Genomic DNA, 10,173 nt, shown 5'->3' on the forward strand with positions numbered 1-10,173 from the left:
CCGAACACCGGTCTCGACAGGAGGCTCGGTCACCTGCTGTGACCTGGGGCGACTCTCTACTTTGGGGCTCATCGCACCAACCCGAGAGGAGGGCCGACACGACGGCGCGGCGCGCGTCTGAGCTTGTGCTCGCTGGGTCGCGGGCCATGATGGGAAGGTGCTGATCCGGATTGAGGCATCAGATCTACCTGGTCGTGTCTGTGGGCAAGAGCCCGGGTTTCCCGGCTACGTCAACATTCATGTCGGCGTCCAGCGGCGGGAGCGCCGTGACGAGTTGCTGGGGGTGACGCCGGGCGATGCTTCGTCAGCGGTGTGGGAGCTGGAGGTGATCTGCACCCGGACCACGACGGGGTGGGATCTACGGGGACCCTTTGTTCAAGGCAGGCCGGGCGGCCGGTTCATCTATCTGTCGTGGGGGACTGTCGATGCGGCCGGGGCGTTCTCGATGTTTCGCCGGGCCAAGGTGTGGCTGGCCGCGATTCCCGCAAACGTGCTGGCCGACGCCGCGGCGCGTGGTGTCGTGGTGGCCCGGCTGAGGCTGACGGACGCCAAGGGTCAGCCGTTGTGCGCGTCGGTCCGTCCGCCGCTGGTGACCTGGTCGGTTCCTGCGGGCTGAGGCTTGCCGACCGGGCGGGCCGGGATCGAGGAGGCCAGGATGCTGCACACCTGCTCGCTGGTGCAGTCGGCGGGGTCGGTGCTCTGCGGGTCCCACCGGAATACGGCTGAAAGGGGCCGCGTCCATCGGCAACCGCAGGTCAGACGAAGGGCCGGACGCCGAGGTTTCGGCTGTGGATGACCGTGCCCAGCGTGGGATCGATTGGCACCCATGGTTGCCCCACAGCGCTGCCCTGGGAGTACGCCGTTCCGGGAACGGGACAGAGTCCAAGCCGCGGCGTGGAGCTCGGGGGTGAAGTCGCGCAGCGCGGCCACGCCGTTGTAGGGGTTGCGCGTGGCGGGGCTTCCCTCACCAGGCTTGGTGGGCCTTGACCGCGTCCCCGCATCGAGGCGGCGTAGGTACGCCGCCGCCTGGGATGTGGCGAGGGCGTCGTCGAGCACCGTCTCTTCTCTCTGCCTGCGCAGCCATGCGGACCGAGCCTTGATCAATCCCAGCGCCAACCGGGTCATCGCTGCTGGCCGCGGTCAAGGAGGGCCAGGAGCACGGTGACCACGCCGATGCCAGTTACCAGTGGCGTCGCGGCCTCCGGATGTTGCAGCACGATGTACGCGCTGCCCCCGCCGATCGCCAGCAGTACGATGATCTGCCATTCGCGGCTGTTCACAGCGACTCCTGAACTTCCATGGCGCTGAGCGCATGACCGCACCTTCCGAAGCGCAGCCCCATGGTGTGTGTGGTGCTCTCGACCTCCGTGAGGTCGGAGGGAGCCGCACCGCGATGGGCGGCACGCAGCGCGTGCGAATTGCTGATGTGCTTCACGAGTTGACCTCCGTGGAGTGGGTGTCGGTGAGGCCACCGTGCCAACGGTTGACCTTGTCCGTGCACGCTCAGCGCGTTGGCCCAGGTCGGTCGCGGACAAATATCAGCTGCGGGCCAAGGAGGAATCCTCATGACGATCGAGGGGAGCCGATCCCCGCGTCGGCGGGGGCGGCCGGTACGGTTCCGGGCTGACAGCCCCGAGGCTGAGGAACTGGCGCGTTGGCTGTACCAGCTGACCGAGAAGCTGCCGATCCGAGAGCTGGCCGATTGATTTGAATACAACAAGACCAAGTGGGCCCAGTTCCGCAACGGCAGCCACCTGATCCCCAGCTGGCTGCTGGAGGAGGTAATCCGCGAACTGGTACCCGAACCGGCCCGACAGCAGCGGATGCTGATCAAGGGCCAGGAGATGCTGGCGAGGGCAGAGCGGGCTGCAGCGGGCAAGCCGACCGCGGCTGAGCATTACCTACCCGAGCGGGAGCTGCGGGCCCGGCTGGAGAAGGCTCGGCGCGGCCAGGACGAGGCACAACGGACCCTGGTTGGCATGAACCAGCTGATGATGCTCCTGCTCGGCTTCGTCGCGTCTCTCGCCGCCCGTTGCCGGGAACTGGAAGAACAGAACGCCTTCCTTCAAAGACACCATCGTTACCGCGACCGCCTGGAGCGGGCGGAGGCCCAGCTTGAAGAAGCCCGACAGGCCAGAGAAGAAGCCGAACAGTTACGGCTTGAAGCCCATCTGCAGGCCGAACGATGCCGACGGGCCCTGGGCGGCGCACCACCTGCTCCGACCAAGGTGAGTGGCGCCGTCGGCGACATGCAGCCATTGCCGCTGGATGAGCAGGAGTGCGACCGCCTGCTGGAAACTAACGCACTCCTCCTGCAGCAAGCGCACCACGCCCTGGACGAGCTGCGCACACAGCTCAGTTTGGCATCACCGAGCCAGCCCACGCCCCGCGTTGTCCGCGGACAACTCGTGGACAACGCCGATAACGGCCCTGACCAGGGCCAAGGTGCCAGGAACATGTCGCTGGCAGAACCTGCCGAGGCCGACCAGGTGCGGCATGGATGGCGCGGCATGCCTCGTATCGTGACGGTGACGGTAAGCGCCACCCTCGTAGTGTTTGTGACGCTTTGGGCGCTGGATAGATGGACGCTGCCGTCGACCAACACGCCACCTGCCGGCACCTTCCTCGGGAGTAGCCCTCCCTCTCACGGGAGTACGACCCCCAAAGCCAACATGCTGGAAGAAGCCCCCAAGAGCACCAGCAGGCCGCCCATGTTTCAGCGCAAGACTTACCAACCCGTGATTACCGTGGGCGAGGACTGGTCAACACCCACTCACGCCGTCCGCATCAACGTTCCGGGTGCTTCCACCAGCAGCGGCCCAAGGATCTTCATCACCACGCCGACCACATCATGCCCGGAGGCCGAGATAGCGATCGGAGCCGCGATCATCGTGCGGGAAGCATCGGGGTCGTCATGGACCAGGGTCACCGTTGTCAGCGTCTGGGCTAAAGACATCCCAGCCGATCAACGCACACCCAACGAAGCTCCGTTCGATTTGTACGTCAAACTGCTGGTCGACCAGGGCCCCGACACTGCTCCCAAGGGGAAACGATGTGGTTAGCTGTCGTGCCCTGGCGTGTCACGACCGTGACGGTACGCCGTGCCCCCGGGCGCGCGCTTGGGGCATTGCGTCGACTGGGGGTGTCAGTAACCCTCGCGCCACCAGGTACACACGATCACGTCGCCCAAGGTCAGCCAGACCGGGGGCGGACCGAGCACACCCGGCAGAACGACTGCTCTCTCCTCAAAGCGCACGTTGCTGACCTGGCCGAACGCCACCGCATGTACTTCATGGGGTCCCGGTAGCACTGACGAAGTTTCGGTCGGATATAGCCGCGACCTGCAGTGATGTTGGGGGTGCAGGGCCTGGTTCATTGATGGTGATCGCTGACCGGCGGGCCTGTGCCTGGCCGGGCAGCGGGCGGTGCCGTGTTCTCAAGCCCGGATCGCGGCTGCGCAACGGCGAGCGAGGATTTCGATCTGCTCGACCAGCTCCGGGGGATCGGTGACGGTGAAGTCGGTGTCGATGGACGTGATCATCCAGGACAGCGCCCACGGGGAGTCGGCGCCTACATGGAGCAGGCAACTGGCGTCGTCGATCGCCTCCAGCACGCCCATACCAGTCCAAATGCGGTCGGCCAGTCCGGCAGCCGAGCGGTGCAGGGTGACGGTGGCACGGTAGGGCCACGCGCGCGCGGAGAGCTGATTCGAAAGATAGGTGACCACATCCCCTTCCGGCGCCTCGCGGGGTGGGAAGCGCGGGCCAGTGGGTGTGCGAGCGTGCAGCCGGTCCACCCGATAGGAACGCCAGTCCGCGGCCGCCGCGTCCCACGCGACCAGGTACCAGTGCCGGTTGAAGTTGACCACCGAGTGTGGTTCGACATCCTTGATCGATTGGTGGCCATGGAAATTCGTGTACTCGAAGCGCAGCCGCTCGTGGCGGTGGCAGGCGTCGGAAATGGCGATGAGCGTGTCGGGTTCCACGCGTGGCGCGGTCGCCTCCACACGGATCAAGGAGCGCTGCAAGGCTTGCAGACGGTGCCGCAGGCGCGAGGGCATGACCTGTTCGAGTTTGGTGAGGGCGCGCAGCGCGGAGTCCTCGAAGCCGGCCACGGTCCCGCCCGTCGTGGTGCGCAGGCCGACCGCGACGGCCAGCGCCTCCTCATCGTCGAGCAGCAGCGGCGGCAGGGTGCTGCCCGCGGCCAGCCGGTATCCCGCCGCGCCCTGGACGGCGTCCACCGGATAGCCGAGTTCGCGCAGCCGATCCACGTCCCGGCGCACGGTCCGGGCGCTGACGCCGAGGCGTTCTGCCAGATCGCCGCCTGACCAGTCGCGATGCATCTGCAGCAGGGACAGCAAGCGCAGGAGCCGAGCCGAGGTTTCGAGCATGATTCAAGAATGCCACCAACTTAGGAACGAACCTGTCCTAAGGCCCTCCTAGCTTCAAGACATGACGAAAATCGCTCCCTTCCGCATCGATATCCCCGACACCGACCTCGAGGATCTGAACCGGCGATTGGCCGCCACTCGCTGGCCCGAGGAACTGCCCGGCGTCGGCTGGACCTACGGCATCCCGACCGGCTATGTGCGGGAGTTGGCCGAGTACTGGCGTACCGGCTTCGACTGGCGGGCGCAGGAGGCTGCCTGGAATCGGTATCCGCAGTTCGTCACCGAAATCGATGGGCAGCGTGTGCATTTCCTGCATATCCGCTCGGCCGAGCCCGACGCGCTGCCGCTAGTCCTGGTGCACGGCTGGCCGTTCGAGGACTTCACTGCCATGATCGGCGCGCTCACCGATCCGGTTGCGCACGGCGCTGCTCCGGAAGACGCCTTCCACCTGGTGATTCCGACGCTCCCGGGGTTCGGCTTCTCCGGCCCGACACGCGCGGCCGGTGCGGCGTCGACCGAGCGTAGCGCGGAGCTCATCGCAAGACTCATGGCGGAGTTGGGATATGAGCGCTACGGCGCCCAGGGCGGCGATGCGGGCTCGTTCATCGCACCCCAGCTGGGCCGCATCGACACCGAGCACGTGGCGGGAGTCCACCTCAACGATCCGATCACCATTTTCTCCTGGGGCGACGACGGGTCCGGCTACAGCGCAAGCGATCAAGAGAAGCTGGCGCAAATGAAGGACTGGAGCAGCAAGGAGACCTCGGGCTATGCGGGCATGCACGCCACCCGTCCGCAGACCCTCGCGCCGGCGGTCGCCGACTCGCCCGCGGGCATGCTGGCGTGGGTGCTGGACGTGGTGAACACCTTCAAGGATCCCGCCAAGGCCACGCCCTCCGACGCGATCGACCGCGACATGCTGCTCACCAATCTCTCGATCCTGTGGTTCACCAACACCACCGGCTCGTCCATGCGGTTGTACAAGGAAGTCCAGCACTGGGGCGCGGAGCTCCCCGATTCCGGTGTGCCCACCGGCATCGCGGTCTTCCCGGGCAACGACACGATTCGCGGCATCGCCGAGAAGCAGAACACCGTGGTGCACTGGTCGGAGTTCGACCGCGGCGGCCACTTCGCAGCGATGGAGGCCCCCGACCTCATGATCGGCGACCTGCGCGAATTCTTCCGCAAACTCCGCTGATTCGGGAGTCTGGAACCATCGGGCCGAACGGCGATCGTGCACCAGATCGCCATTCGGCCACATGTACGTGATAACAGCTTGTTATCGCGTACATGAGCGATCATGGCGGCGCGGCGACCAGGAGAACCCTTCGCCGGATCGCTGCGCGACTCCGGCACGTTATCCGGTACATAGTTCGGACAGGCACGGCGACCGCCGCTCGGCGGCCGGCATGAGCGCCGCGCCGAAGGTCACCGCCCTTCGCGGTGGAGGCGTCAGCCTCGCCGCGGCCGCCGACGCCTTCCTGGCCACCCCGCGCACGGCCAACCCCAACACTCACCGCGCCTACGCCTCGGCCATCGACCGCGTCGCCGCCCGGCTCGGCCGCGACCGGCCGCTCGCCGAGGTCGCCGACGCCGAGATCGGCGCCGCACTCGCCGAACTGTGGGGGGCGAGCGCGCCGGCGACCTGGAACCGCAACCGCGCCGCCGTCGCCTCCTGGCTGAGCTGGTGCCAGACCAAGAAGCGCTGGGCGGCGCCATCGGTCCCGGCCGATGCCGAACGCCGCAAGGAGAGCGCCGACGAGACCCGCGCGGTCGCCAAGACCACCATCCATCGGCTGCTGTCCCGCCGCGACATCCCACTGCGTGAGAAGACGCTGTGGCGGATGCTGTACGAGACCGCCGCCCGCGCCGCCGAAATCCTCGCCCTGAACGTCGAAGACCTCGACCTGGAGCACCGCCGCGCCCCCGTCCGCTCCAAGGGCGGCGCCACCGAGTGGGTGTACTGGGACAGCGGCACCGCCCACCTGCTGCCCCGGCTACTACGCCTACCGGACGGCAGCACGCGCACGCACGGCCCGCTGTTCCTGTCCGAACGCCGCCCCGTCCCGGCCCGCCGTCCGGCGGCCGCCGACATCTGCCCGCACACCGGCCGCGCCCGCCTGGGCTACGACCGCGCCCGCGTCTTGCTGGAGAAGTACGCCGGGCTCGATCTGCACCAGCTGCGCCACAGCGCCGCCACCCACCTCGGCGAGGCCGAAGTGCCGCTGCAGCTCATCATGGGCAAGACCCGCCACAAGAACCCCCGCACCGCCCTGCGCTACGTCAAACCCGGCGCAGAAGCCATCGCCAAGGTCACCGAGGTCCTGGCACCCCGCCGCCGTACCCACTGATCAGGAACTTCTCCGAGTGGGAGGGGACGCTGCCCCTTTCTCTCGTACTTGGTCTGGCCCCCTCAGGGACTCGAGGGCGGCTAGGACGAGGTCGAGGCCGAAGATGAACTCCTTCGCCGGGTCGAAGCCGGCAGAGACGAGCGCCGCGGCGGACTCGTTGAGGTAGGGGAACTCGTCAGGAGGGAGCTGGGGCAGGAAGACGTCCTCGGCCATGTCCGCGAACTCATCGGCGGTGTCGAACGGCAGGCTGGCCGCCTGCAGGGCGAAACCGTAGACATAGCTGTCGAGCAACCAGTTGGCGTGCGTCGCCATCAAGGCCGAGAAGCCGGCCCTCCGCAGGCAGGCGGTGACCGCTTCGTGGTGGCGGAGGTTCGCGGGCCCGGGCGATGTCCGCGACTCCATCAGGCCGTTCGCCCACGGGTGGCGTGCGAGAACCTGTCGGGCGGATACCGCCCGCCGTCGCATCGCTGACTGCCAGTCGGTCTCTTCGGGCGGGAGCTCGATCTCCTCGAACACGACGTCGATCATGGCGTCCAGCAGCTCGTCCTTGCTCGCCACGTAGTAGTAGAGCGACATCGCGCCCGCGCCGAGCGCGCGAGCCAGCCGGCGCATGCTCAGCCCGTCGACCCCCTCGCGGTCGGCGAGCCGGACCGCCTCCACCACCACCCGCTGCTTGCTCAGCCCCGCGTCGGACGCGACCTGCCTTTGTTCCCTCCCGGACACGGGTCTCCTCGCTTGCTCGTACAGATTGACAATCGTACAGCGTACGAGCACAGTACAGCAGAGGCACTCGTACGGCGTACGACGTACGGTGTACGAGTCAGCGAGTGTCGCGGTTCGGAGGAGGAGGCTTCTGTGGGGATCGAACAGCGATCGAATACCGGAGACGGCCTGGTGCCGGGGGCGAGTCCGGCCGGGGCGGCGACGATGCGGGCCGCCGTCCAGCACCGCTACGGCCCGCCCTCGGTGCTCAAGTCGTCCGAGGTCGGGCTACCGCTGCCCGGTCGAGGCGATGTGCTCGTCCAGGTGGGCGCGACCTCAGTACATCCTGGCGACTACTTCGTCATGACCGGTGAGCCGTACGTGGTGCGCCTGGTGTTCGGGCTCCGCCGGCCGCGCCACGGCATCCCTGGCAGGGACCTCGCTGGCGTGGTGGCAGCGGTCGGGAAGGACGTCACCGCTCTCCGACCCGGCGACAAGGTGTTCGGCTGGAGCACCACAGGAACGCTCGCGGAGTACGCCTGCATCCCGGCGGACCACCTCGTGTCCGTGCCTGCCAACCTGTCGGACGTGGACGCGGCAGCGGTGCCCACGTCGGCCATGGCGGCATTGCAGGCATTGCGCGACATCGCGAACGTTCGACCGGGCCAGACGGTGCTGATCACGGGCGCGTCGGGCGGCGTGGGCTCCTTCGCCGTACAGATCGCCAAGGCCTTCGGCGCCGAGGTGACGGGTGTGTGCAGCACCCGCAACGTCGACCTGGTCCGGTCGCTCGGCGCCGACCACGTCGTCGACTACACCGAGACCGACTTCACCCGCACCGGGAAGCGCTACGACGTCATCCTCGACAACGTGGAAGCCCAGCCCCTGGCGGCTGCCCGCCGAGCGCTGACGCCCACCGGCACCCTCATCCCCAACAGCGGACGCGGCGGCCGCTGGCTCGGCCCCCTCGGCCGGATCGTCAAAGCGCGCGTGCTGTCCGGGTTCACCCGTCAGCAGCTGAAGCCCTTCACATCGGTCGGGAAGCGCCAGGACCTGCTCACCCTGGCCGACCTGCTCACGACCGGGCAGGTCACGCCCGCCATCGACCGCACCTACCCCCTCGACGAAGCAGCCGACGCCCTCCGCTACGTCGCGGCCGGCCACACCCGAGGGAAGGTCGTCGTCACCGTCTGACGACCGCACCGACGAGAACGACCCAACCCGTGCGTGTGCACGCCCAAACCTGCCGCCACTCCGGCGGACGAACCGCTCCTCTCGAAAAGAAGAACCGATGACCATCCCAACGAAAACCCCGAACCTGCTCGACAACCCGCCGGTCATCCGACCGCAACGAAGGAGTAAGAGATGAGATCACCGAAGAACACCGCCACCACGCCAGCCCGCAGTTGGTTCGTTCGAGGCCGGCTCGTCGGTGCCGCGGCGATCGCGTTCGCGGTGTTGGTGGTGATAGAGAACGTGTTGTTTGCGGTAACGGGCGCGCTGCCCTACGGCGCTCCGATCGAGGAAGTGCTGGCCTACTACGCGGCCAACCGCGACGCGGTCGCGATCGTGTCCGGTCTGGTAGCCCTGTACCTGCCGCTGCTGCTCGTGTTCGTGACGGGCCTGCACGGCCTCGTGGAGCGGCGCGGCGGAGCGGGCGCTGACTGGTCGCGCCTCGCCTTGGCCGCTGGCGCGACGCTGTCGGCCATCTTCGTGCTTGTCAACGTCCTGCAGATCGGGCTCGCGCTCTCCGCCGGCGGGCTCGCCGAGCCGACGCCCGCGTTCGGGCTCGTCTGGCAGATTCACGCGGCGGCGTTCGCGCTGGCGCTGCCGATGCTCGGCACCACCTGCATCGGCTCGGCCCTCGCCGCGCACGCGAGCGGGCTGACTCCGGCTTGGCAGCGCCTGCTGGGCATGGTGGGCGGGAGCCTGCTGCTCGCCGCGGGGCTGGGCAACCTCGCAATCGCCGACGGCTCGCCGCTGATTTTCGTCGGGCTCCTAGGGTTCGTCGCCTGGCTCGTCTGGCTGCTCGCGACCGGCGTGCGCCTCGTTCGGTCGTGACCGAGATGAGGGCGGCGCCGAGGTTGCGCACGCTGGCGAGGACTCCGTGGAGGGCCGCCCGGGGATGGCAGCCACAGCCTCGAATTCGACCACCCGTGCGTATTCACGCCCAAACCTGCCGCCACTCCGGCGGGGAGACCGCTCCTCTCGAAAGAAGAACCGATGACCATCCGAACGAACACCCCGAGCCTGCTCGACAACCCGCCGATCCCCGTGCAGGCCAAGCTCACGGCAGCTTGGACCAGCTTCATGTTCTTCTACATCTACGTCGACTACCTCCACCTCTACAAGGGGGCGGCCGGAATACGCCAGAGACGGGCCGCGCGAGGAGGTTCATCCCTCCTGACCTGGTGTTTTAACCCCGTTTAAGGGAGCGACTCGTATCGATGGCGAGGATGCCGTGACATCCTGTGCGGCGCCGGAGCCGACGATGCGAAGGAACGGCCGTAGTCCCTGGCCGATACCCGAGCCGCAAACCGTCCTTAGCGTCATGATCCAACACCGTGATCAAACCGAGACGCCAGTCGGAGGAGCTTGCGTTATTGCAGGTCAGACGCAACTTCGTTGAAAATTTCTTCATTGCTACAACTGCCGCCTATTGCATCGGATGCGATTTGGCGACAGTTGGCAGTTCTGCTGTGGGACGTTCTCCCGTCCGGGGTCTGAGCT

At 67.5% G+C, this 10,173-nt stretch carries 12 protein-coding genes; 8 read left to right on the forward strand and 4 right to left on the reverse strand.

Translation table 11 applies throughout. The features are described 5' to 3' along the window. The first annotated feature begins 157 nt into the window (after positions 1 to 157). Entirely contained in the window at positions 158 to 616 is a 459-nt protein-coding gene (locus ACIHFD_RS67270; protein ID WP_397375868.1) for a DUF5990 family protein, read from the forward strand. Positions 617 to 1,121: 505 nt separating this feature from the next. Here the strand turns inward: ACIHFD_RS67270 and ACIHFD_RS67275 are convergent. Both ACIHFD_RS67275 and ACIHFD_RS67280 read right to left on the reverse strand, forming a co-directional pair. After that, on the reverse strand, positions 1,122 to 1,280 hold the full coding sequence (locus tag ACIHFD_RS67275) for a hypothetical protein (RefSeq protein WP_364264802.1): 159 nt from the start codon (positions 1,278 to 1,280) through the stop codon (positions 1,122 to 1,124). Further along, positions 1,277 to 1,435 carry a hypothetical protein gene (locus ACIHFD_RS67280; RefSeq protein WP_397375869.1) on the reverse strand — a complete coding sequence of 53 codons (159 nt, stop codon included), beginning with the start codon at positions 1,433 to 1,435 and terminating at the stop codon, positions 1,277 to 1,279. The genes ACIHFD_RS67275 and ACIHFD_RS67280 overlap by 4 nt, the downstream gene beginning before the upstream one ends. 130 nt (positions 1,436 to 1,565) lie before the next feature. Here ACIHFD_RS67280 and ACIHFD_RS67285 point away from each other — a divergent pair, with 130 nt between their 5' ends. Beyond that, positions 1,566 to 1,706 (forward strand): hypothetical protein, encoded by a 141-nt coding sequence (locus ACIHFD_RS67285; RefSeq protein WP_397375870.1) that lies wholly within the window; start codon positions 1,566 to 1,568, stop codon positions 1,704 to 1,706. Positions 1,707 to 1,823: 117 nt separating this feature from the next. After that, positions 1,824 to 3,062 carry a hypothetical protein gene (locus ACIHFD_RS67290; RefSeq protein ID WP_397375871.1) on the forward strand — a complete coding sequence of 413 codons (1,239 nt, stop codon included), beginning with the start codon at positions 1,824 to 1,826 and terminating at the stop codon, positions 3,060 to 3,062. 374 nt (positions 3,063 to 3,436) lie between these two features. On the opposite strand, the gene ACIHFD_RS67295 is transcribed toward ACIHFD_RS67290, so the two are convergent. After that, positions 3,437 to 4,390: a WYL domain-containing protein gene (locus ACIHFD_RS67295; protein ID WP_363984495.1), complete on the reverse strand. Its 954-nt coding sequence runs from the start codon at positions 4,388 to 4,390 to the stop codon at positions 3,437 to 3,439. 61 nt (positions 4,391 to 4,451) lie between these two features. Between ACIHFD_RS67295 and ACIHFD_RS67300 the strand changes: the two genes are divergently transcribed. Beyond that, positions 4,452 to 5,588 carry an epoxide hydrolase family protein gene (locus ACIHFD_RS67300; RefSeq protein WP_397375872.1) on the forward strand — a complete coding sequence of 379 codons (1,137 nt, stop codon included), beginning with the start codon at positions 4,452 to 4,454 and terminating at the stop codon, positions 5,586 to 5,588. Between the two features lie 211 nt (positions 5,589 to 5,799). Further along, entirely contained in the window at positions 5,800 to 6,741 is a 942-nt protein-coding gene (locus ACIHFD_RS67305; RefSeq protein WP_397375873.1) for a tyrosine-type recombinase/integrase, read from the forward strand. On the opposite strand, the gene ACIHFD_RS67310 is transcribed toward ACIHFD_RS67305, so the two are convergent. After that, on the reverse strand, positions 6,742 to 7,464 hold the full coding sequence (locus ACIHFD_RS67310; RefSeq protein WP_364857697.1) for a TetR/AcrR family transcriptional regulator C-terminal domain-containing protein: 723 nt from the start codon (positions 7,462 to 7,464) through the stop codon (positions 6,742 to 6,744). Between the two features lie 132 nt (positions 7,465 to 7,596). On the opposite strand from ACIHFD_RS67310, the gene ACIHFD_RS67315 reads away from it, so the two are divergent. The 3 genes from ACIHFD_RS67315 (at position 7,597) to ACIHFD_RS67325 (ending at position 9,873) form a co-directional block, all read left to right on the forward strand. Continuing rightward, the gene (locus ACIHFD_RS67315; protein ID WP_397375874.1) at positions 7,597 to 8,637 is read left to right on the forward strand and encodes an NAD(P)-dependent alcohol dehydrogenase; all 1,041 of its coding nucleotides are present in this window, start codon (positions 7,597 to 7,599) and stop codon (positions 8,635 to 8,637) included. Positions 8,638 to 8,808: 171 nt separating this feature from the next. Then, entirely contained in the window at positions 8,809 to 9,504 is a 696-nt protein-coding gene (locus ACIHFD_RS67320) for a hypothetical protein (RefSeq protein ID WP_397375875.1), read from the forward strand. 162 nt (positions 9,505 to 9,666) lie between these two features. Further along, positions 9,667 to 9,873 (forward strand): hypothetical protein, encoded by a 207-nt coding sequence (locus ACIHFD_RS67325; protein ID WP_364857688.1) that lies wholly within the window; start codon positions 9,667 to 9,669, stop codon positions 9,871 to 9,873. Positions 9,874 to 10,173: the final 300 nt, after the last annotated feature.

Source organism: Nonomuraea sp. NPDC051941 (assembly GCF_044593615.1).